This is a genomic window from Bacteroidota bacterium (assembly GCA_020402865.1).
Classification (GTDB): Bacteria; Bacteroidota; Bacteroidia; order Palsa-965; family Palsa-965.
On the sequence record JADBYT010000001.1, the window covers coordinates 87,296 to 110,192 of the forward strand.

At 50.6% G+C, this 22,897-nt stretch carries 14 protein-coding genes; 6 read left to right on the forward strand and 8 right to left on the reverse strand.

The genetic code is table 11. From position 1 onward, the window contains the following. Positions 1–11 precede the first annotated feature (11 nt). Together IM638_00375 and mscL are read right to left on the reverse strand one after the other, a co-directional pair. On the reverse strand, positions 12–911 hold the full coding sequence (locus IM638_00375; protein ID MCA6361466.1) for a DUF3078 domain-containing protein: 900 nt from the start codon (positions 909–911) through the stop codon (positions 12–14). An 88-nt stretch (positions 912–999) separates the two neighbouring features. After that, positions 1,000–1,383 (reverse strand): large conductance mechanosensitive channel protein MscL, encoded by a 384-nt coding sequence (mscL, locus tag IM638_00380; protein ID MCA6361467.1) that lies wholly within the window; start codon positions 1,381–1,383, stop codon positions 1,000–1,002. A gap of 345 nt (positions 1,384–1,728) precedes the next feature. Between mscL and IM638_00385 the strand changes: the two genes are divergently transcribed. After that, positions 1,729–3,309, forward strand: a complete 1,581-nt coding sequence (locus tag IM638_00385) for a DUF853 family protein (protein MCA6361468.1) — start codon at positions 1,729–1,731, stop codon at positions 3,307–3,309. Positions 3,310–3,382: 73 nt separating this feature from the next. Here IM638_00385 and IM638_00390 read toward each other — a convergent pair whose 3' ends face one another. Both IM638_00390 and IM638_00395 read right to left on the reverse strand, forming a co-directional pair. Further along, positions 3,383–3,679: a type II toxin-antitoxin system RelE/ParE family toxin gene (locus tag IM638_00390; GenBank protein ID MCA6361469.1), complete on the reverse strand. Its 297-nt coding sequence runs from the start codon at positions 3,677–3,679 to the stop codon at positions 3,383–3,385. Next, positions 3,676–3,918, reverse strand: coding sequence for a hypothetical protein (locus tag IM638_00395; GenBank protein ID MCA6361470.1), 243 nt, complete (start codon positions 3,916–3,918; stop codon positions 3,676–3,678). Before IM638_00395 ends, IM638_00390 begins: the two co-directional genes overlap by 4 nt. A gap of 151 nt (positions 3,919–4,069) precedes the next feature. Between IM638_00395 and rpoN the strand changes: the two genes are divergently transcribed. The 4 genes from rpoN to selD are packed head-to-tail and all read left to right on the forward strand — an operon-like array spanning position 4,070 to position 8,339. Continuing rightward, positions 4,070–5,590 carry an RNA polymerase factor sigma-54 gene (gene rpoN / locus IM638_00400; GenBank protein ID MCA6361471.1) on the forward strand — a complete coding sequence of 507 codons (1,521 nt, stop codon included), beginning with the start codon at positions 4,070–4,072 and terminating at the stop codon, positions 5,588–5,590. A gap of 10 nt (positions 5,591–5,600) precedes the next feature. Next, positions 5,601–6,221 carry a hypothetical protein gene (locus IM638_00405; GenBank protein ID MCA6361472.1) on the forward strand — a complete coding sequence of 207 codons (621 nt, stop codon included), beginning with the start codon at positions 5,601–5,603 and terminating at the stop codon, positions 6,219–6,221. Positions 6,222–6,274: 53 nt separating this feature from the next. After that, positions 6,275–7,303, forward strand: coding sequence for a tRNA 2-selenouridine(34) synthase MnmH (gene mnmH, locus IM638_00410; GenBank protein MCA6361473.1), 1,029 nt, complete (start codon positions 6,275–6,277; stop codon positions 7,301–7,303). Further along, entirely contained in the window at positions 7,296–8,339 is a 1,044-nt protein-coding gene (gene selD, locus IM638_00415) for a selenide, water dikinase SelD (GenBank protein ID MCA6361474.1), read from the forward strand. Before mnmH ends, selD begins: the two co-directional genes overlap by 8 nt. 179 nt (positions 8,340–8,518) lie before the next feature. Here the strand turns inward: selD and pdeM are convergent, their stop codons facing one another. From pdeM to IM638_00435, 4 genes are read right to left on the reverse strand one after another with little or no spacing between them, the layout of a single operon-like run. Next, complete coding sequence (pdeM, locus tag IM638_00420) at positions 8,519–9,172, reverse strand: ligase-associated DNA damage response endonuclease PdeM (protein MCA6361475.1); 654 nt, start codon at positions 9,170–9,172, stop codon at positions 8,519–8,521. Then, positions 9,169–11,619, reverse strand: coding sequence for a ligase-associated DNA damage response DEXH box helicase (locus tag IM638_00425; GenBank protein MCA6361476.1), 2,451 nt, complete (start codon positions 11,617–11,619; stop codon positions 9,169–9,171). The genes pdeM and IM638_00425 overlap by 4 nt, the downstream gene beginning before the upstream one ends. Continuing rightward, on the reverse strand, positions 11,616–13,226 hold the full coding sequence (locus IM638_00430; GenBank protein MCA6361477.1) for an ATP-dependent DNA ligase: 1,611 nt from the start codon (positions 13,224–13,226) through the stop codon (positions 11,616–11,618). The genes IM638_00425 and IM638_00430 overlap by 4 nt, the downstream gene beginning before the upstream one ends. After that, the gene (locus IM638_00435) at positions 13,223–14,257 is read right to left on the reverse strand and encodes a ligase-associated DNA damage response exonuclease (GenBank protein MCA6361478.1); all 1,035 of its coding nucleotides are present in this window, start codon (positions 14,255–14,257) and stop codon (positions 13,223–13,225) included. Before IM638_00435 ends, IM638_00430 begins: the two co-directional genes overlap by 4 nt. A gap of 397 nt (positions 14,258–14,654) precedes the next feature. Between IM638_00435 and IM638_00440 the strand changes: the two genes are divergently transcribed. Further along, a complete protein-coding gene (locus tag IM638_00440; GenBank protein ID MCA6361479.1) occupies positions 14,655–22,895 on the forward strand; it encodes a gliding motility-associated C-terminal domain-containing protein in 8,241 nt (2,746 codons plus the stop codon). Positions 22,896–22,897: the final 2 nt, after the last annotated feature.

Consider the following 22,897-nt stretch of genomic DNA (forward strand, 5'->3'; position numbering starts at 1 on the left):
AGGGGCGAAAATTAGAATTTAGCAGAGAAGCCGATGCCAAGCACCTGACGGAACTGCAGACGCGGTCCTGATTCATTGGCGCCAATTACTCCGTCGTTGTTAAAATCTCCTTTGATGTTGATATCGTTATCGTAAATGGCCTGCATGTTTACACTGGCTGAAATGTACTTATTCACCTTCATGGTGAGCAACACTTCAGCGTTTACGTCGATGTTTTGCGGACGGTCGAGGTAGTTGCTGAAAAGCTCAAGACGTGCCATCAGGTTTACGTTTTGAATAATGTCGGCACGATACTGCGCACGCATGTAACCGCCAAATTCGTTGCGGAGTGTTTCGTTCGGCTTTACACCAAACGCACCGATAGACGAAAGTGCGCTGTCGTTTACAATAGTTACACGGCCGGTGAACGGCGAAATGAAAAGCGTAAACTTCGTGTTCGGCTTGTAGTCCATACCAATAGCCAGCAGTCCGTAAGCCGGAGCAAGGAAGTCGGAAATTTTCACCTTGTTTGTGTCGTTGATGTAATTAAAACCATCCACAAACTGTGTTTTGAAGTTGAACAGCGCCGAGTAGTACCATTTATCGCTGAATGCGCGTTTGCCGTATTTCGAGGTGAAGTCGAATTTGTCGTCGGTTTTACGGATCTGCGCTGCACGGCCCTGTTGCAGCAAACCGTAAGACATTTCAAGCGTATTGTCCCAGGTACTGGTGCCTTTTTTATAATTGGCAAAAAGGTTAAGCAGGCCTTGTGCAGAAATAGAATTCACACCACCGGCAGCCCAGTTGGTGAAAGATGCCTGCGTAAAGTTTAAACCAAACACACCGCCGCGTGTCCAGTATTTTACCGTATCGGTTTGTGCATTTACTGCCAAACCCGAAAACAGCATGAGGGCAAGTAAAAAACGTTTCATTGGATGAAGATGGAATTGGTGTTGTGGCAAAATATAAATGCCACAACTACTTTCAGCAGGAGAAAGCAGCTGTGGCATGGATAGTAAATTATCGCCCCTGTTTGAGCAGGTCGCGGATTTCGGTAAGAAGTACTTCTTCTTTGGTAGGTGCGGGAGGTGCTGCGGGAGCTTCTTCTTTTTTCTTCATTGCTGCGTTCATTCCTTTGATGATAAGGAACAAAACAAATGCAATCACAAGAAATGAAATGACAGCAGAAATGAATTTACCCAGCAATACACCACCGGGTGCCCATGTTTCAATGCTGCTTGCACCTGCAGCTTCAAGTGCCGGTTTGAGCATTAAAGGAGTAATAATATCGGCTACCAGCGAATTAACGATAGCGCCGAAGGCACCGCCAATGATTACACCGACTGCGAGATCGACTACGTTACCTCGCATAATAAATCCTTTGAACTCACTTACGAATCCCATTGATTGTGTTTTTAGTTAAGGTGGACTGGTTTATTGGGGCAAATGTACTGCAAACTTCAATAAATCAAAATTTACTTACTTGTTGCCACATCTATACCGGGGCAACAACTTTAGTTGTAGAACCGGCCCCGTTTCAGGCTGGTTACATTTTATACTATTAATGGTAATGTGAGCTTAATGTGCTTTACGCTGCCGGACTTTTGTTGTTGCCTGAAATAATGTGGTGCGGGAAATCATACTGTGGCACCATGAAAACATGTATTTGTAATGCCCGGTAACAGTCAGCATCATCGCCACGGATAAAGAAAAATCTGATAACTTCGAACCAAAATAATTTGCTTGCTCATGGCTGATCCCAAACTTTACATAGAGAAGATAAAAGCCTCTTACACGGCTCCCGGCGAACATATTTATCTGGGCGCAGGTGTGCTTGAAAATACAATCCATGCAGAGGCTTCGGTAAGTATTCCGCTACGTATGATGAACCGTCATGGACTGGTTGCGGGTGCAACGGGAACAGGAAAAACACGTACGCTGCAGGTGTTGGTAGAGGCGCTTTCTGATGCCGGCGTGCCCAGCTTCCTGCTCGATGTAAAGGGCGATCTTTCGGGCATTGCCACGGAGGGACAGCTCAACCCTAAAATTGAAGAGCGTGTTAAGGCGCTTGGAAAAACATTTTCCCCCACCGGATTCCCGGTCGAAATTTATTCGCTTTCCGGAAAAACGGGTGCGCAGATGCGTGCCACGGTTACGGAGTTTGGTCCCGTTCTGCTTTCCAAAATCTTCGACCTGAACGATACGCAGACGGGCGTAATGAGTGTGCTGTTTAAGTATGCCGACGATAATAAACTTCCGCTGCTTAATCTCGAAGATTTGAAAAAGCTGCTCAACTACCTGAGCGAAGGTGAGGGCGCTGCCGAAATAAAAGAAAGCTACGGCAAAATCTCTACCGCCACTTCAGGCACAATCCTGCGCAAAATTGTGGCGCTCGAACAGCAGGGTGTGGCGCATATTTTCGGAGAAACTTCGTTCGATATCGACGATCTGTTTGAGCGTGTCGATGGTAAAGGTGTAATCAGCCTGCTCAACATTCAGGATGTGCAGGATAAGCCTGTGCTTTACTCTACCTTCCTGCTCAGTTTGCTGGTGGAAATATATCAGACACTACCCGAAGCCGGCGACCTCGACAAGCCCAAACTCGTATTCTTTTTCGATGAAGCACACCTGCTCTTCAAAGATTCATCGAAAGCATTCCTCGAACAGATTGAGCAGATCATCCGTCTCATCCGCTCAAAAGGCGTAGGCGTGTTCTTCTGCTCGCAGTCGCCGCTTGATGTGCCTGATAGTGTGCTTGGCCAGCTTGGTACACGTGTGCAGCATGCCTTGCGCGCATTTACGCCCAATGATGCCGACAACCTCAAGAAAACGGCCCGCACCTATCCCAAATCCGAATTCTACGAAATAGACCGCGTGCTCACCTCGCTCGGTATTGGTCAGGCGCTGGTAACCACACTCAGCGAAAAAGGCATTCCCACCGAGGCCACCGCCGTGCATCTTTTTCCCCCGCGCTCGGTTATGGGCCCGCTCACACCCGAAGCACATCAGCAACTGCTCAACGGCTCCGAACTTTACAAAAAATACAAAGACGCCGTTGATCCCGAAAGCGCCTACGAAATACTCACGCAGCGTGTAAACGCACGCATGGAAGAAGCCGAAAAGGAAGCTGCCGAAAAAGCAGCGCAGGAAACCGAACGCAAAGAAGCCGCCGAAAACAAGCCCCGCCGCAACGAAAAATCAACACTCGAAAAAGTAGTGAGCAGCCCCGTTACACAGCAGTTCGGTAAATCGCTTGTGCGCGGATTAATGGGCATGCTGTTTGGCAGCAGTTCTTCAGGAAGGCGGAAAAAGAAAGGGTTGTTTTCGTAAGAGCGTTTGATGAAGGTAAACACCTCTTTCTTTTTGATTCTTATCGAATCAAAAACATTGCAGAATGCCCTCCTTATATTCTTGAAAGTTTTGAATTCGGATGTTTTCGGTTATGAAAAACGCCAACTACTGCTATAAACTTTTTATCGTTTAGTAGTTTATAAACTATTGAGTAAGGGAAACGATCCATCCAGATAATTCTTGCTTTAGTTGAATAAGCATGACCAATAGCCGGATTCTTTTCGATTCTGTCTAATGAAATTTTCAATTCATTAAGAAAACTATCTTTTAGATCTATAGAAATTGACCGATACCATTCTGCAGCCAAATGTATGTCGTCAACAGCCTTTTCCCGAATTATTAACTTCATTTCTTAAGCCGGGCGTCAATTATTTTGAAAGCCTCCTCCACGGAGTAATTCTTGCCATTACCTGCTTCAAGATCCGTAAGTCGTTGCTCTATTTCTTTTTGTTGTTCTTCGTCTAATGAATAAGAAGAAGCATTATTGTGAACCGATTCTTCAAGATAGCGATGTACAACTTTTAGGGCATTTTCGTCTGCTTCTTCAAGCAGATGCTGAATTTGAAGTTTTAAGGTATTGTGGTTCATGACAAGCAATTATTTACAAATAAAGGTAAGTATAATAAATACTAAAACTGAGGAAACTACAGGATATTGATAAATTGCTATCAAAAATCATTCCAATATCTCCAAAAATCCAATTATCTTGGTATCCGTATTGCAACAGTCTTAAGTCTTTATGTTAAAGCAGTCATTACAACAAAAGCTTTTGCAAAAGCTTTCGCCGCAACAGATTCAGTTAATGAAACTGCTGCAGTTGCCCACCGTTGCGCTTGAGCAGCGTATTAAGGAAGAACTTGAAATTAATCCGGCACTCGAAGAAGGTTCGCAGAGCGACGAAGACGAGAAGGAAGATATTGCCGATGATGATGACGGCCTGTTTGAAGAACAGGAAGAGCAGGATCGCAACGATGACGGCGATCAGGATAACGACAATTCATCAGACGATATTGAAGACCGCAGCAGCGATGATTCATTTGAGCTGGATGATTACATGGACGAGGACGAAGGTTATTCGTACCGCGAACAGGTAAATAACAGCAGTGCCGATGATGAACGTCGTGAGTCGCCGCTTTCGCTGGGGCCGGGCTTTCAGGAATTGCTGCTTTCACAGCTCGGTTTGCAGCCGCTCGATGATCATCATTACCGCATTGGTGCTTATCTGATTGGTAATATTGATGATGATGGTTACCTGCGGCGCGAACTCGAAGCCGTGGTCGATGATCTGGCCTTTTCGCTCAACATCACTACCACCGAAGAGGAACTTGTTGAACTTCTCGAAATCATTCAGACATTCGATCCGCCCGGCGTGGGCGCACGCGATTTGCAGGAGTGCCTCCTGCTGCAGCTCAAACGCAAAATGCCCAAAACAGCCGAAGTCGTGCTGGCCATGCGCGTGGTGAGCGAGCACATGGAGGAGTTTTCGAAAAAACATTACGATAAAATTGCCCGCAAACTTGGTGTGGACGATGATTCGCTCAAACGCGTAATCCGCGAAGTCACACACCTCAACCCACGTCCCGGCAATACCGCCGGCGACTCGCAGCGTTTTGTGCAGGACGTAGTGCCCGATTTTACCATCTACAACAACGATGGTAAACTCGAACTCGGCCTCAACGACCGCAACATGCCTGAGCTCCGCGTGAGCGGCATGTATCAGAGCATGCTGGCCGAATATGCGCGCAGTAAAGACAAGAGCAGCAAAGAGGCCGTTACCTTTATCAAACAGAAAATTGATTCGGCCAAATGGTTTATGGATGCCCTGCGCCAGCGCCAGCAAACACTGCTGTTTACCATGCAGGCCATTCTCGATTATCAATACGATTATTTCCTCGAAGGCGATGAAACCCTGCTCAAGCCAATGATTCTGAAAGACATTGCCGACAAAGTGGGGCTCGATATTTCTACCGTATCGCGTGTGGCAAACAGTAAGTATGTCCAAACGCAGTACGGCACATTCCTGCTCAAAAGCTTTTTCTCTGAATCGCTCTCCACCGACAGCGGCGAAGAAGTCTCTACACGCGAGGTAAAGAAAATTCTCTCCGACTGCATCGGCGCCGAAAACAAACGCCGCCCGCTTACCGACGATGCACTGGCCAAAATTCTCAAAGACAAAGGTTACAACATTGCACGCCGCACCGTAGCCAAATACCGCGAACAGCTTGAGATTCCGGTAGCACGTTTGCGTAAAGAACTTTAGTCCGTTGCACATGGCAAACGTTGCTGCACGCGCACTTTCCTGGCTGTTTCATCCGCTTTTTATGTGCGTGTATGCGGCGTTGATTTACTATTTCATGCTGCCGCAGGTGCTTGCGTTCAGCAATCAGGGGCAGTGGGTGGTTATTGCGTTGCTGGTGCTTACCACCGTGCTGCTTCCGGCTGCTTCGGTTTTTGTACTGGTGCGCTTGGGGCGTGTGCGCAGCATGCAAATGGAAGAACAGCAGCAGCGCAACTGGCCGCTGTTGCAGGCTGCACTCATTTACGGCATGTGCTACTACATGATGAAAGACAAAAGCATACCCCCGTTCATTGTGCTTTTTGTAATGGGTGCGCTGCTCAACATGATTCTTGCATTGCTCGTAAACCTGCGCTGGAAAATCAGTTTGCACAGCCTTGGTGCAGCCGGACTTGCCGGTGGCATTGCCGCATTGTTTTTGCGCAGCGGCGATGGCCCCGTGTGGGTGGCCGCTTTGCTTTTTGTGCTTGCGGGTGCTGTGGGCACGGCACGCTTGCAGCTGCGCGCGCACACGCCTGCACAGGTGGCAGCGGGGTTAGTTGCAGGCTTTGTGCTGCAGTTTGGTGTGGTGTTTTTATTGTGGACAGAAGCGTAATACACACGCTGCACCGCACACAGCCCAAATGATTCCTCCTTATCTTTACCACCATGCCACCACGCCTTCCTATTGCCGAATTTCTTGAGCTGGCTGCATCGCGCCCGGTGGTGGATGTGCGCTCGCCCGGCGAGTTTGTGAAAGGGCATATTCCCGGCGCAGTAAATATTCCGCTTTTTACCGATCAGGAACGCGCAGCCGTTGGTACGTGCTACAAACAGCACGGGCAACAGGAGGCCATTGATCTTGGGCTTGAATACGTGGGCCCCAAAATGGCCGGCTTTGTAAAAACGGCACGCCGGCTTTCTGGCCAAAACGGCCTTCTGGTACATTGCTGGCGCGGAGGCATGCGCAGCCAGAGCATGGCCTGGCTTTTCGAAACAGCAGGCATTCCGTGCTCCACGCTCACCGGTGGCTACAAAGCGTTTCGCAATCATGCGCTGGCGGCGTTTATGCTGCCCTGTAACCTGCGCGTAGTGGGTGGCGAAACAGGCAGCGGCAAAACCGAAATTCTTCACCACATCGGTAAAAGCGGTCAGCAAATTCTCGACCTCGAAGAAATTGCTTCGCACCGCGGCTCATCGTTTGGCGCACTGGGAATGAATGTGCAGCCAACCGTAGAACAGTTTGAAAACATGCTCTACATGGCACTGCGCACGCTCGATTTGCAAAAGCCGGTGTGGATTGAAGATGAATCGCGCAGCATCGGCCGCGTGTATGTACCGCCGGCGTTCTGGGCGCAAATGCAGCAGGCTCACGTGTATCGCATAGTATTGCCTGTGGAATTGCGTGTGCAGCGTTTGCTGCGCGAGTATGGAACCTTTCCCGTGCAGCATCTTCGCGAAGCCGTACAACGCATCAGCAAACGTCTCGGTAATCTCGATACACGCCACGCGCTCGAAGCATTGGATAATGGCGAACTCGAAACCGTGGTGCGCCTCACGCTGCGCTATTACGATAAAGCATACAACTATCCTTATCAGCAAAAACCGCCTGCCCAGGTTACACACATCGAAACCAGCGAAGACAATCCGGCGGCCAATGCCAATCGCATACTTACTCATTTTTCAAAGCATGACTGATACAACCATTCGCCTCACACAATACAGCCACGGTGCTGGCTGCGGCTGCAAAATAGCACCGGCCGTGCTCGACGGTATTCTCAAACTCAGCAGCATCAGCGGTATCGAAAACGATCCGCGCCTGCTGGTCGGACACGATAAAAAAGACGATGCAGCTGTGTATGATCTCGGCAATGGTAAAGCGGTAATCAGCACCACCGATTTTTTTATGCCCATCGTTGATGATGCGTTCGACTTCGGCCGCATTGCTTCGGTCAATGCCATAAGCGATGTATATGCCATGGGCGGAAAACCGCTTATGGCCATTGCCATTCTGGGCTGGCCCATAAACAAAGTACCGGCCGAACTGGCCGGACGCGTACTCGAAGGTGCCCGCACCGTTTGCCGCGAAGCAGGTATTCCGCTGGCTGGCGGCCACAGCATCGACAACGAAGAACCGCTGTTTGGGCTTGCCGTTACCGGCGAAGTAACCCTTGCAAACCTGCGTCAGAACTCCACCGCCAAAGCAGGCGATGTATTGTTTTTGACCAAACCGCTCGGCGTAGGCATTCTCACCACGGCACAGAAAAAAGGACTCGTGCAGCCTGCGCATTTTCAAAATGCAGTAAACGCCATGCTCACGCTCAACAGTGCAGGTGCAGTATTTGGTAACCTCGCTTATGTACACGCCATGACCGATGTAACCGGCTTTGGTTTGCTGGGCCATCTCGGCGAAATGGCCGATGGCAGCGGACTCAGCGCCGAAGTAAATTACCACGCACTGCCGCTGCTGCCCGAAATCGGACACTACATCGCCCAAAATTGTATTCCCGGCGGCACAAAACGAAACTGGGACAGCTACGGCGCAGGTATCGAAGGTGTAACCGACGAGAATCGTCCGGTACTCTGCGATCCGCAAACAAGCGGTGGCCTGCTGGTGGCAGTGGATGAAAATTTTGCAGAAGAATTTATCCGCGAAGCAAAAAAACTCAATCTTGATCTTAACCCTGTGGGCAAATTTACCGGGAGAAAAGATTACCGTATAAAAGTAAATTGAGGAGCGAAACAATTGCGCATTAAATAACCGGTAGTTCCGGCTTTACGCTGCAAGTGCTCGGAAGTTTCCTGCACAAACCGCATGCTGCATCCTGTGCGCTTTCCTCCCGCAATTTCTGCGGGAGCAATCCGGGCTATATAATCAATCCGCCTGCATTTCAAAATACCTCAGCGTGTAAATTATTCTCCGGGTACTTCACACACCGTATCACCCGCAATCACAAACACACGGTCATTCTCCTCCGGCGTAATTATTTCTTTCCCCGTAAACTCACCAAACGCAGGCAATACAAGCTGATGCGGCTGAAGGAGAAAACACGGAAGTGACACACGCTGGCGTGCCTTTCCACGCAACAAATAACCGGGGTGTACATGTCCTGCAATACGGAAGTAACCGCGTTTATCAGTTTCATTTTCCGGGTGATGACGGTAAACAAACGGAGGAGAATAAAATTCATCACCGCATAATTCAGTACCCGAAACCGGGTTGTTGCGCAGCAAGTGTAAATCGTGGTTACCTGTAATGAGGTGAACGGGAATGTGCATTTCGTTCATCCATTGCGTAAACATTTCCCACTCGGTGTTGATGTGGCTGTGAAAGAAATCGCCCAATACGGCAATGCTTTCTGCATCATACATCTCAGCCAGTGTTTGCAGGCGCTGCAGCGTTTGTGTATGCGCCGCATGCGGCACGGCAATACCTGCTTTGCGGAAGTGTGTGGCTTTCCCCAAATGGAGATCGGCCACCAGAAGTTGTTTTAGCGAAGGCCTGTACACCGCTCTCTCCGGCAACAGCAACAATTCTTCGCCGGCTGCAAAAATCGACACACTCATCGCGTGGCCTCCTTTTCAAGCTGTTTAATCATGCGCTGTACACGGTCTTCCAGTTTTTCCGTGCTCAGCTTCTCACGTATGCGTTCAACCATAATCGGAAATGCAAATGGCGATGGTTGCGTGGTGTAATTAACCACAAGCTCCTGATGTTCGAGGCGGTTTAACAGTTTGCGTAAACGTACTTCGTCGAGCTGTTCAAGAAGCACTTCTTCATACGCCTGCCTGAGCAGTAAATGATCGGGCTCGTGTTCACGAAACACCTCGAAAAACAGTTTCGACGAAGCCTGCAGGTGCCGCGTTTTCTTTTCATTGCCCGGATAGCCGCTGAATGTGAGTCCGGCAATTTGGGCAATACCTCTGAACCGGCGGCTGGCCATTTCCGATGCATTAAGGCCATGCTGTATATGCTCAATCAGGTTTTCGGACGAGAACAGCTCGCGGTTGATGTGTTTTTTCCAGTCCAGTTCGCTATCGGTGAGCAGTTCAAAACCATAATCGTTCATGGCAATTGAAAAGGTAAGCGGCTGTATGCGGCTCAGTCGCCAGGCCACCAGCGCGGCAAGGCCTTCGTTTACCTGCCGCCCGTCGAACGTATAAAAGAAAAGATGTTGTCCCTCCCGCGATACGCATACTTCTATTAAAAACTGATTTTGCGACGGAAGCAGCGAGAGTTCATTCTGCCGCTGGAATAAAGGCAGCAGCATTTTCAGTTCCTCATCTTCTGCTATACCCCGGTGTATCTGCGTCATTTTTTCACGCATCAGTTCCGAAAGCTGCGATGAGAGCGGCATGCGGCCGCCCATATATTGCGGCACAAGTGCTTTTTTAGCTTTTGATGCACGCACCAGTACTTTCATGTCTTTTATCATTACAAGCTCAAGCGTACGGCCCGAAAAGTAAAATGTATCGCCGGGTTTGAGCTGTGCAATAAAATATTCTTCCACCGAACCAATGTAGCCGCCGCTGATAAATTTCACCGTAAGCATGCCACTGCTCAGAATTGTACCAATGCTGAACCGATGCCGCCGCGCAATACGCTGATCAGCTACGTAGTAATTGCCATCATCGCCGCGCACCACTTTTGCATATTCGCTGTAGGCTTTCAGCGAAGGGCCGCCGCTTATGATGAATTCCATTACACGGTTCCACTCATCGTCGGTCATTTCGGCAAATGCATGTGTGGTGCGCACTTCGGCAAGAATCGAAGAAGCATTAAAACCGCTGCCCACGGCCAGCGTAACAAGGTATTGCGCCAGTACATCCCACGCACGCAATACGGGCACACGTGCTTCGATGCGCCCGCTTTGTGCAGCCGTGCGCAGCGCCGATGCTTCCATCAGTTCAAGTGCATGCGCGGGCAAAAACCAGATTTTACTTTCAGCGCCCGGCTGATGCCCGCTGCGGCCTGCCCGCTGTAAAAAGCGCGCCACTCCTTTAGGCCCGCCAATCTGTATCACCGTATCTACCGGCCTGAAATCCACACCCAGATCAAGGCTGGATGTACACACCACGGCTTTGAGAATGCCTGCGTGCAGGGCATCTTCCACCCAGTTGCGTATTTCGGTACTCAATGAACCGTGATGCAAGGCCAGCTGTCCGGCCAGTTGCGGCGCCACTTCCAGCAATTGCTGGTACCAGATTTCGGCCTGCGCACGCGTGTTGGTGAAAATGAGCGTGGTGCGCGAAGCCTCAATAACCGGTACCGCCTTTTGAAGCAGTTTTACGCCAAGATGCCCGGCCCAGGGGAAGTTGTCAATCTTGTCGGGAAGAATAGTAGTTACGGTTATCTTTTTCTGCTCACCGGCCTTTATCATTGCATGCCGGCTGCTGTCTTTTCCCAGCAAAACCGTTCTGGCTTCTTCCATATTCCCAATTGTGGCCGAAATTCCCCAGATGCGTATTTCCGGCCGCAATGCTTTCAGCCGCGACAAAGCAAGTTCTACCTGCGTGCCGCGTTTGTTGCCCAGCAGTTCATGCCATTCATCCACCACCACCGTTTCAAGCTGCTCAAACAGTTTTTCGTAGCCTTTTTGCGAAAGCAGAATATGCAGGCTTTCCGGTGTAATCACCAATCCCTGCGGCAATGCCTTTTTCTGCTTTTGCTTTTCGGCTGCCGAAGTATCGCCGGTGCGAATGGCCACCTGCCAGGGCAAATTGATTTCATCGCAGGCGGTTTGCATGGCTGTGCGTACATCACGGGCAAGCGAGCGTACAGGTGTAATCCACAAACAGCGCAGACCTGTGGCCTTTTTCTCACGCCGTTGTGCCGCTTCGCAAATTACCGGAAGCCACACTGCATACGTTTTCCCGCTGCCGGTTGGTGCATTCAGCAGGCCGCTTTGTCCGGCTGTATATGCCTCAAACACTTCACGCTGAAACGGAAATATTTTCCATTTCCGGCGTTTGAACCAGCCTTCGAAAATTTGTATGGCTGTTACCGCTTTCATTCGCCTGTGGGTTTATCGGCATACAGTTTCAACAGCGTGCGCAGCGTTTCAATACTATCGGCATCCTGCACGGCTTTGTCTTTTCGCCAGCGGCTGATACGCGGAAAACGAAGCGCCACACCCGAGCGGTGACGTGGTGAAGGGTTAATGCCTTCGAACGCCAGCTCAAATACCAGCTCTGCTTTCACACTTCGTACCGGACCAAATTTGTCAACCGTGTTGCGTTTTACAAAAGCATCCACTTCTTTTATTTCTTCGTCAGTAAGTCCTGAGTAGGCTTTCGCAAAAGGCACCAGTGTATCACCGTCGCGCACGGCAAATGTATAATCGGTATAAAGATTAGCCCGCCGTCCGTGACCGCGCTGTGCATAAATCAGCACCGCATCAACCGTAAACGGATCTACTTTCCATTTCCACCAGCTTCCGCGTTTGCGGCCTGTTTCGTAAACAGAATCAAGTCGTTTCAGCATCAGGCCTTCGCTGAACTGGTTGCGTGCATCATTGCGTAATACCGTTAATTCTTCCCAACTGTTAAATACTAATTGCGGTGATAATTTGAATACCGATTCGATGCCAGCTCGTTGTGCAAGTTGTTGCAGCAGCGTTCTTCTTTCCGAAAGAGGCTGCTGTCTGAGGTCGTAGCCTTCAACCTCCAGCAAATCATAGGCAAGAAAAACAATAGGAGCTTCTTTCAGAATTTTAGCGGTAATGTTTTTCCGGCCGTTCCGCTGCTGCATTACATGAAAGGGCAGGGGACGGTTGTCTTTCCACGGAATAATTTCGCCGTCGGCCACAGTGCCGTCGGGAAGTAATTCAAGCAGGGCTTTGAATTCCGGAAACATATCGGTAACCAGTTCTTCCCCGCGCGACCAAACAAACAATTCATTGCCGCGCCGCACAATTTGTCCGCGAATACCGTCCCATTTCCATTCGGCCTGCCAGGCTTGTGGAGCGCCCAATTCATCGAAAGGCACATCAAGCGCATAGGCAAGGCAAAACGGATAAGGCTGGGAGAGCCGGTCGGTATTGGAATCGTTGAGCAGAAGATTTTCAAACGTAGTTGTTTCCGGCTGCCAGTTACCCATGAGGCGGTGCGTAATTGCAGCCTCGCTCATTTGCAGCACACGTGCCAGTGCACGTACAACCAGTTGCTGCGCCACGCCAATGCGAAATCCGCCGGTGATGAGTTTATTGAAAACAAATTTTTCGTAGTAATCAAACTCGCGCCAGCAGCGGGTAATGAATTGTTTTTTGGTTTCATCGTCGGCGCTGCGCAGGCTGATGAGTTGCTGCATAAATTCCTCGAGGCCGATGTGTCCGGCCTCTGTGGTTTGCGGAATGAGCAGGGCTATCGTTTCGGCCATATCGCCGGCCACGTGGTAGCTTTCTTCGAAGAGCCACTGGTCGATACCGGCAGTTTCGGCAGCCCAGAGCCGCAGCAGCGAAGATTTAACAAGGCTTTTGGGTTTTCGGCCCGAGAGTAAAGCCACGGCACGAAGGCAATCTGCATGCGGAGCTTTGCCAAAGTAGGCTGCCAGCGCATCGGTTTTTTCGCTGGTTTTGTTGGTTTGGTCAAGGGCTTCGATGAGTACGGCAAACTGTTTCATTCGGGTTTCGTATCCGTGGTTACAGTTTCGGCCGCATCTGTTTCGGCCAGTTCGCCGGCGTATTCGGTTTTGGCTTCTTCGGCTTTGAGTCCTTTGCCTTGCAGCCAGCGCGCAAATACCGAGGTATAGCCGTGCGTGACAATTACGCGTTCGCACTGGCAGGCTTCTACTGCGGTGTTAAGCTGCGCCCAGTCGGCATGGTCGCTCAGCACGAAGCCTCTGTCGTAGGCCATGCGCCGGCGTGCGCCACGCAGCCCCATCCAGCCCGATGCGCCTGCGGTTGAGCAGGGCAGCAGTCTGTTCAGCCAGGCCTCATTGCCGCCCGAAGGCGGAGCAATAACCAGCGCGCCGCGAAGCTCAGCTTTACTTACCGAGGCCGTGAGTTGTCTGGGTGTACGCAAAGCAAGCCCGCCTTCACGCAGGGCTTCGTTCATACTGTGCACCGCACCATGTACGTAAATCGGACCAATGCTTTCGTCCACAGCCTGCATGATACGCTGGGCTTTGCCTAAGGCATAACCATAAATCAAAGCTGTTTTCCCATCGGCGGCACATTGCTGCCACCAGGCATTTATTTCGCGCACAATTTCGGCTTGCGGTTTCCAATGATAAAGTGGCAAACCAAAAGTTGATTCGCTGATAAACGTGTGGCAGCGCACCGGCTCAAACGGCGTGCTGATTCCGTCGGCACCAAGCTTGTAGTCGCCCGAAGCCACCCACACTTCGCCTTTGTATTCCACCCGTATCTGTGATGAGCCGGGAATATGGCCTGCCGGATGAAACGAAACTGTAACACCATTGATATGATGCGTTTCGTAGTATTCTGTGGCCTGCACCGAAATTCCGCTTCCCAGCCGCTGCTTCATTACCGGCACTGAAATATGATGGGCCAGATAATTTTTCATTCCCCAGCGTGAATGATCGGAATGTGCATGTGTGATAAGTGCATGCTCAACCGGCCGCCAGGGGTCGATGTAAAAACGGCCCGGCGCACAATAAATACCCAATGAGGTAAATTCAAGCAATCGCATACACCAGCATTCAACATGTTGAGCCCGCTTTTGTTTTTAGCTGCTCAAAAAACAAATGTAAGCGGACCCGATGGTGGATCGAATTATTTTCCTGAATCAGATCAATTTGGGTGCAAAATGCGAAAATGACTACTGGTTTTCGCGATTATCAAAAGGTATTTGAGACAATTATCCTGTCTGGTCTGTTTTCGTCGAACAAATCCTGAAATTGGTGGTGTTTTTAAGGTGGTTGGTCGTGCTTAAAAATAAATATGTCAAACAAATGAAAATCAGTGATTTTGAAGCTAGCTAAAGGCACTTAAAATCTTTTATTTTTAAGTGGGCAAAGTGCATCTGTTTTCGATTTGTATCGTATAAAGCCCAGATAAAACTCCAAACCCGGATTTGCTTAACGATTGTGAAGTATAAATTTACCTTACCCCTGCTGATTTTACTGCTTGCCACGGCCTTACCGCTGCGGGCTGAATTTTTTTATTGGACAGGTGATGACGGCAATTGGAACGATGTGACGAAATGGCGTGTTGGTAATGGGAACGAAGAAATGTATCGTGCAGCCACTCGTTTGCCTTCCGATACGGATGATGTATTTATTCTTCCCCATTCCGGCCGTGAAGTAACTATTGAAATTACGGGGGATGTGTTTTGCCGCCAATTGAATTTAGACTTCGAGGCTCCTCCTTATCCCGGAGCCAATCATACAATTCATTTAACGGGTAATGGCACCATTCATCTTAACTGGCTTATCGGCAGTGCAAAACTACGTGATGAATTTGCGGGGACTTGGCGATTTGAGAAAAGTGCTTTTTTCGGCCCGTCAAATATTGTTCTTGCCGGTAAAGTAATTTTCGATTGCAGCAGTCTGGTTATCCGAACGGATTTGTATGCTGCGGGAGGAGTTGAGTTCATACACACAACGGTGTCTGAAATTCCGGAGCAAGCAGGCTTTAAAATTGTTTCGCCCAAGATCAGCCAATCGGCCCGCACCGTGTTGCCTGCCAGCGTGCAACTGATTACCACCGGTCCGGTTCTTTCACCCCAAAATCATACCGTTACCACTACAGTAGTTCCAAACGCCTGTAACGGGCAGTGTCTTGCCACGGCAACGGCCAACGTTACCGGTGGTTCGGGAAATTTCTCTTACTTGTGGACGCCCGGTAACCAAACCACGGCAACGGCCACCGGTTTGTGTGCGGGCACATATCTTGTTGTTGTTACTGATCTTATCTTGGGCGATCAGGTACCGGCCTTTGCCATTGTAACTGATCCGCCGCCGTTAGTAATATTCTTTTCAAACACGGCGCCGCTTTGCAACGGACAATGCAACGGTTCCAGTTCAGCCACGGTAGCGGGCGGCACGCCCGGCTTTACATACAACTGGCTGCCGGGGAACCAGAACACACCTTCCATTTCCAACCAGTGTGCCGGCACGTACACGCTTACCGTTACCGATAATAACGGCTGCCAGATTACCCAGCTTTCCATTATTACGCAGCCTGCAGCACTCAATCCTAATGGCGTGCGCACCAATGTAACCTGCAATAACCTATGCAATGGCACAGCCACGGTAGCTCCTGCTGGCGGCACACTGCCTTACAGCTATTTATGGTCGCCGGGCGGACAAACAACACCAGCTATATCGGGGCTTTGTCCGGGCTCATATACCTGTGTGGTTACAGATGGTAATAATTGCACAAGCTCGTATGTGGCTGTAGTTACGCAACCGCAGCCGCTTCAGGCCGGTGCCACACACACCAATACATCCTGCTTTGGTGTGTGCGACGGTACAGCCACGGCTAACGTAACCGGCGGCACGGGGCCATATTCCTATCAGTGGCTGCCTGGCGGACAAACCACACCCGGCATAACCAACCTTTGTGCAGGCACCTACACCGTAAACATTACTGATGCCAACGGTTGCACGGCACAACAGCAGGTTACCATTACTGAGCCGCTTCAAATTGTATCCACACCCACAGCTGTAAACATTACCTGTTTTGGTTTGTGCAATGGCACTGCTTCGGCTAATGCGTCAGGTGGCTCACCGTCATATACCTATTCGTGGGCCCCCGCCGGGGGTAACGGACCGGTGGCAAGCGGATTGTGCCCCGGTTCATACACGGTAACTGTTACCGACCAGAATGGCTGCTTTACCACTGGCTCGGTAACCATTACACAACCTCAGCTGCTTGTGGCGCAGGCTACATCAACCAATGTAACCTGCAACAGCCTGTGCAACGGCACTGCCACTGCCGGTCAAACCGGCGGCACACCACCTTATTCCTATCTCTGGCAGCCGGGAAATATAACCACGCCTACAATTTCCAATCTCTGTCCCGGAAATTATACCCTCACTGTAACAGATGCCAATTCATGCACCGGAACCACCACGGTAGTGATTACCCAGCCGCAGCCGATTTCGGCTAACGTTACTGCGGTAAATGTAAACTGCAATACACTGTGTAATGGTTCCGCTTCATCCAACCCTACCGGCGGCACAGGGCCCTATACCTATCTCTGGCAACCAGGCGGGCAAACCACATCTTCTATTTCCAACCTTTGTGCAGGGGCCTACACGTTAACAGTTACGGATGCGCAGGGTTGCATACGTACTCAAACCGTGAGCATTACCCAACCTAATCCGCTTACGATCTCGGTAAATACCACACAACTTCTTTGCAATAGTAACTGTAATGCAACCGCAGCGGTTACGGTTTCTGGCGGTACGCCGGGATATACCTATCTCTGGGCGCCAGGCGGACAAACCACACCTTCAGTGTCTAACCTTTGTGCAGGATCTTACACGGTAACTGTAACAGATGCGAATAACTGTGTGGCCAACAATATTGTAATTATTTCACAACCGCCACCCTACCAGATCAGTGCTTCGGTAAATAATGTGCTTTGTTTCGGACAGTGCAATGGTTCGGCGGCATTGAATGTGTCTGGTTCAACAGGTCCTTACACTTATCTCTGGGCGCCGGGCGGACAAACCACATCAGCTGTTACTGGTTTATGTGCCGGGTCTTATAGTGTTACGGTTACTGATGCCAATGGCTGTGACAGCACGATTGTAGTAGTTGTCAATCAGCCGCTGCCTATTTCGCCAAACGTAACACGTACAAATGCAAGCTGCTCGGGTGTTTGCGATGGCACGGCAACAGCTAATCCGGGCGGAGGGACTTTCCCCTATACCTATCTCTGGCAGCCAGGGGCATTTACCACATCTTCAATAAGCGGCCTATGTGCCGGTTCGTATTCGCTTACGGTAACGGACGCAAACGGGTGTTCAACCAATGCTACGGTAACCATTACGCAACCTCAGCCTTTGCTTGCCACCGTTTCTGCCACTACAGCGAGTTGTGGTTTGTGTGATGGTTCGGCTACGGTAAACGTAACCGGCGGTACACAACCATACAGCTACAGCTGGTCGCCCACGGGCGGCACAAACCCAACGGCCACTAACTTATGCCGTGGCAACTACACCTGTACAATTACCGATGCAAACGGTTGTGTAACCACGGTATCTGTTACGGTTAATCAGCTGGTGAATATTGTGGTGAGCAGTGTAGGAAATACTCCCAGCTGCTACAACGTGTGCGATGGTATTGCCAGTGCCAATGCCAACGGCGGTGTAGGTCCTTATACCTATGTATGGTCGCCGGGTAATGTGGTTTCGCAAAACGTTACCGGACTTTGTGCCGGAACCTACACTGTAACAGCTACCGACTTTAACGGGTGTTTCAATTCCTCAACAATCACGTTTACCAATCCGCCTCAGTTGCAGGCACAGGTTACATTTGCCAATGCCACCTGCTTTAATGCGTGCGATGGTACGGCTTCGGTTACTGTAAATGGTGGCACGGGATCGTACAGCTATCTCTGGCAGCCGGGCGGGCAAACTACATCTTCGGTGTCGGGTTTATGTGCCGGTTCATACAGCGTAACGGTAACTGATGGTAATGGCTGTGATACCACAATGCTGATAAACGTTTCCCAGCAGCCGGCAATTACGGCATCACCATCCGTAACACCGGCCAACTGTACGCTTTGTGATGGAGCCATCAGTACTTCGGCTTCGGGCGGCTCACCGGGTTATACTTATTTGTGGGCACCGGGCGGACAAACCACTTCGGGCATTTCAAACCTTTGTCCCGGCATTTACACCGTAACCATTACCGATGCGCAGGGCTGTTCGCAACAGGAAATTATTCCGGTAAGTAATACCAGCGGGCCTTCTGTTACTGCTACAACCACTTCTGTAACCTGTAATGCGGCCTGTAATGGTACTGCCACAGCTGCTGTGTCGGGCGGCATACCTCCTTTTACCTACGACTGGTTTCCGGGCAGCCCTTCGGGCGACGGTACACCCAACGTAACCGGACTTTGCGCGGGTACTTACACCGTACAGGTAACTGATGGTTTGGGTTGTATTACCTTTTTACCTGTTGTCATTACACAACCTGCTGCGCTTACTGCACCGCCCATAATTACCAATGTATCATGCAATGGTTTGTGCGATGGTTCAATTTCAGTGGCTGCCGCCGGAGGCACATCGCCTTACACTTTTGCGTGGAGCACGGGCGGCATTACATCTGCTATAAATGGGTTGTGCGCAGGAACATATACGCTTACACTTACTGACGCCAATGGTTGTACGCAGGTGCTTACCTATGTAATTACGCAGCCTGCGGTACTTGCTTCAGGTGTAAGCGGCACTGATGTAGTGTGCTACGGTCAGTGTAACGGTACGGCCAGTGCAAACGTAAGCGGCGGTACAGGCCCGTATTCTTATTTGTGGTCGAACGGACAAATTGTTTCCGCTATCGGGAATTTGTGCCCGGCCACTTATTCGGTAACCATTACCGATGCCAACGGATGTACGGTAACCGGCAATGCACTTATCAACGAACCCGATTCATTGATAAGTACGATTACGGTTACGGATGAACTTTGTCCGGGTCAGTGCAACGGTTCTGCTGCGGCAACGCCAACGGGTGGTGTGGCGGGCTACACTTTCCTCTGGGCACCGGGCGGACAAACCACTTCAGCAGTGAGCGGACTTTGTGCCGGTGCGTACAGTCTCACTACTTCCGATGCCAATGGTTGTGCAGTGGTGCAGTCGGTTACAATCTCATCGCCGCCATCTCTTGTGCTGAGCACCACAGGTAGCACAGTGCCCTGCTTTGGCGATTGCAACGGCACAGTAAACGTAAATGCAAGCGGCGGAACTCCTTCTTACAGTTACAACTGGATGCCTGGCAACCTCACAACGCCCGCTGCTTCTAACCTTTGTGCCGGTACATACACCGTTACCATCACTGATATCAATGGCTGCCAGTCTAACGCCACGGCTGTTGTGGCACAGCCCGCATTGCTTCAGGCCAATACTTCGTTTGTAAGTCCGTCGTGCAATGGTTCGTGCAACGGTTCGGCCACAGCTTCACCCATTGGTGGCAGTGGCAGCTATACCTATCTCTGGGCGCCGGGCGGACAAACCACACCAACCATAACTGGACTTTGTGCCGGTACTTACACCGTTACCGTACGCGATGCCAATGGTTGTCAGGATGTGCAAACCGTAAACGTGTTGCCGGTTGGGCCCATTGTGCTTGCTGTGGCCAGTGCGCCCGCATCGTGCGGACTTTGCAACGGAACAATTTCAATTTCGCCTTCAGGTGGTAACTCACCATACTCGTATGCATGGTCGGGCGGATTGCCAGCGGTGGCTTCGCAAACCAACCTCTGTGCTGGCATTTACTCTGTTGTAGTTACTGATGCTGCCGGCTGTACACAAAGTTTCACCTTAACGCTCAACAACTCCAACGGCCCCACCGGCGAAACTGTTTCCACCAGCGATGTAAGCTGCCCCGGAAGCTGCGATGGCAGTGCCACAGTGGTGCCCATTGGCGGCACATCGCCTTACACCTATCTCTGGAATCCCGGCGGACAAACTGTAAACTCACTCACGGGGATGTGTGCAGGCAATTACTTCCTGCAGGTTACGGATGCCAATGGCTGCATTCGTTTCTCGCCCGTTACCATTAATTCGCCTCAACCCATTGCAGCCAATCCATTTGTGGTAAACACTACCTGCACCGGAATTTGCGACGGAGCCATTACACTCAACACAACTGGCGGAAATGGCGGTTTCAGCTATTCTTGGGCACCTAACGGGCAAACCACTTCTGCCATTTCAAGCATTTGTGCAGGTACATACACCGTGACCATTACCGATGCCAACGGCTGTCAGGAAGTAGAGGCTATTGCCGTGAGTCCGTATAATGTGCTGGTGGCGGCCATAAGCAGCACACCACCGCAATGTTTTAACGATTGCAATGCTTCTTCGAGTGTGAATGTAACAGTGGGTACTGCGCCGTTTACGTATCAATGGACAGATCCGCTGGGACAATCATCGCAAACGGCAACCGGCTTGTGTGCGGGTACATACAGTGTTACTGTGATTGATGATGATGGCTGCAATACGGTGTTACCTGTTACTATTTCCAATCCTCCGGCCATTCAGCTTAATCCGCTGGTGGTGCAGCCTTCGTGCGGAGTTTGCAACGGAAGTGTGAGTGCTGCTCCCACAGGAGGTAATGCACCTTATACGTATTTATGGAGTAACGGCGCAACTACATCAAGCATATCAGGTTTGTGTCCGGGTGTGTATTCGGTACAGGTTACCGATGCTGCCGGTTGCAGCGATGTATTTACACTCAACATCAGCAACAGCAGCGGGCCAACGGCTTCCAATGGTGTAGTTACTGATGCGTCGTGCGCCAATACCTGCGACGGATCAATTGCTGTTGCGCCTTCCGGTGGGCTTGCACCTTACAGCTATTTCTGGATACCGGGTGCGCAAACCACATCTTCGGTAAATAATCTTTGCGCAGGAATTTATGCGGTTGAAATTACCGATGCGGCAGGTTGTGTGTTTATTGATTCATTTACCGTATCCTCACCCAATCCCATTGTCCTTAATCCAATTATTACCAATACCGACTGCGGTTTCTGCAACGGCAATATCAACCTGAATGTATCGGGCGGCAATGGTCCGCTTACATTCAGCTGGGCACCCGGCGGACAAACCACACCCATTGTCAACGGTCTTTGCGCCGGGCTTTACACGGTTACCGTAACAGACAGCACAGGCTGCACTGAAGTACGTGTAATTCCGGTAAGCAATTTCAACGCACAGGTTACAATTACCACAAGCAGCACCGGCATTTCCTGCTTCGGCGATTGCAATGCCACTGCGCAGGCCACAGCTGCCGGGCCCAATGGTCCGTTTACGTATTTGTGGAGCAACGCAAGTACAAGCAGTTCGTTAACCGGACTTTGTGCAGGTACTTATCTGGTACAGGCTACTGATGCAACGGGTTGCGTAAGCACTGCACAGGTGAATATTGCCAATGTGCCGCAACTTGTGGTTTCGCAGCCGGTATCAACTGATGCGTTGTGTGCGGGTGTGTGCAATGGCACCATTACGGCCATTGCCTCGGGCGGAACATTGCCTTACACGTATGTGTGGAGCAACAGCCAGATAAGTGCCACTGCCACTGGTCTTTGCGCAGGTACTTATTCGGTAGTGATTACTGATGCAAATGGTTGCACGTTATCGCTTTCCGACTCGGTGGCTGAGCCGCCTTCGTTGCTGGCGGCTTTGCCGGTGGTGGTTGATGCCAGCTGTAATACCACGCCCGATGGTGCGGTAAATATCACTATAAGCGGGGGTAATACACCTTATACGTATTCATGGAACGGCCCCGGCGGATTTACCTCCACCAGCGAAGATTTAACCGGTGTGCTGCCCGGCACCTACACCGTAACGGCTACGGATGCCAATGGCTGCACACTTTCTGATACCGTAGTGGTAAACGCAACTATTGTGGTGCTTGCTGTGGCCGAAAGTGATACAACCTTGTGTTTCCCCGGCATTGCCACACTTACAGCTACAGGCAGCAGTAACGCTACAGCTTATACCTGGTTTGAACTGCCCGGTATGACAGTGGCTGGCAATGATGATAGTTTGTTTGTGAACAATACGCCGGGCTCATACACCTATGTGTTGCTTGCTGCCAACGGAGCCTGCACGCATACAGATACCGTAATGGTAAATGTGATTGCCCCGCCGCTTGCCAATGCAGGTCCCGATATTTCCATTGCCACCGGCGGAAGTGCTACAATTGGCGGATCGCCGGCCGGGCCGCCTTCGGCTACATTTGTGTGGTCGCCGGCGGCTGATCTTACAAACGCCAATGCCGCCAATCCGGTAGCAGATCCGAATGCCACAACAACTTATGTACTTGTGGTCACAGACACCAACGGTTGCACCGCCAGCGATACAATGGAGCTGATTGTGCTTCCGGCCATTTCATTCCCCAACGGTTTCACACCCAACGGCGATGGTATAAATGATGTGTGGCAGATTGACAACATTACACCGTTTGAAAACTGCGAAGTAGAAGTATATAACCGCTGGGGCGAACTGCTGTTCCGCTCGGTAGGTTACAACACACCGTGGGATGGCCGCTACAACGGCGAGGCACTTCCGGTGGGCACCTACTATTACGTAATTGATCTCAACGATCCGTTGTTCCCCGAACCTTATACGGGTCCGGTAACCATTATGCGATAAGG

Bases quoted from the DNA above. Each gene is read 5' to 3' on its own strand.
- IM638_00395 (MCA6361470.1), bottom strand. From the start codon at position 3,918: ATGAACCACAATACCTTAAAACTTCAAATTCAGCATCTGCTTGAAGAA.
- IM638_00385 (MCA6361468.1), top strand. From the start codon at position 1,729: ATGGCTGATCCCAAACTTTACATAGAGAAGATAAAAGCCTCTTACACG.
- rpoN (MCA6361471.1), top strand. From the start codon at position 4,070: ATGTTAAAGCAGTCATTACAACAAAAGCTTTTGCAAAAGCTTTCGCCG.
- selD (MCA6361474.1), top strand. From the start codon at position 7,296: ATGACTGATACAACCATTCGCCTCACACAATACAGCCACGGTGCTGGC.
- mnmH (MCA6361473.1), top strand. From the start codon at position 6,275: ATGCCACCACGCCTTCCTATTGCCGAATTTCTTGAGCTGGCTGCATCG.
- IM638_00435 (MCA6361478.1), bottom strand. From the start codon at position 14,257: ATGCGATTGCTTGAATTTACCTCATTGGGTATTTATTGTGCGCCGGGC.
- IM638_00425 (MCA6361476.1), bottom strand. From the start codon at position 11,619: ATGAAAGCGGTAACAGCCATACAAATTTTCGAAGGCTGGTTCAAACGC.
- IM638_00375 (MCA6361466.1), bottom strand. From the start codon at position 911: ATGAAACGTTTTTTACTTGCCCTCATGCTGTTTTCGGGTTTGGCAGTA.
- IM638_00390 (MCA6361469.1), bottom strand. From the start codon at position 3,679: ATGAAGTTAATAATTCGGGAAAAGGCTGTTGACGACATACATTTGGCT.
- IM638_00430 (MCA6361477.1), bottom strand. From the start codon at position 13,226: ATGAAACAGTTTGCCGTACTCATCGAAGCCCTTGACCAAACCAACAAA.
- mscL (MCA6361467.1), bottom strand. From the start codon at position 1,383: ATGGGATTCGTAAGTGAGTTCAAAGGATTTATTATGCGAGGTAACGTA.
- IM638_00405 (MCA6361472.1), top strand. From the start codon at position 5,601: ATGGCAAACGTTGCTGCACGCGCACTTTCCTGGCTGTTTCATCCGCTT.
- pdeM (MCA6361475.1), bottom strand. From the start codon at position 9,172: ATGAGTGTGTCGATTTTTGCAGCCGGCGAAGAATTGTTGCTGTTGCCG.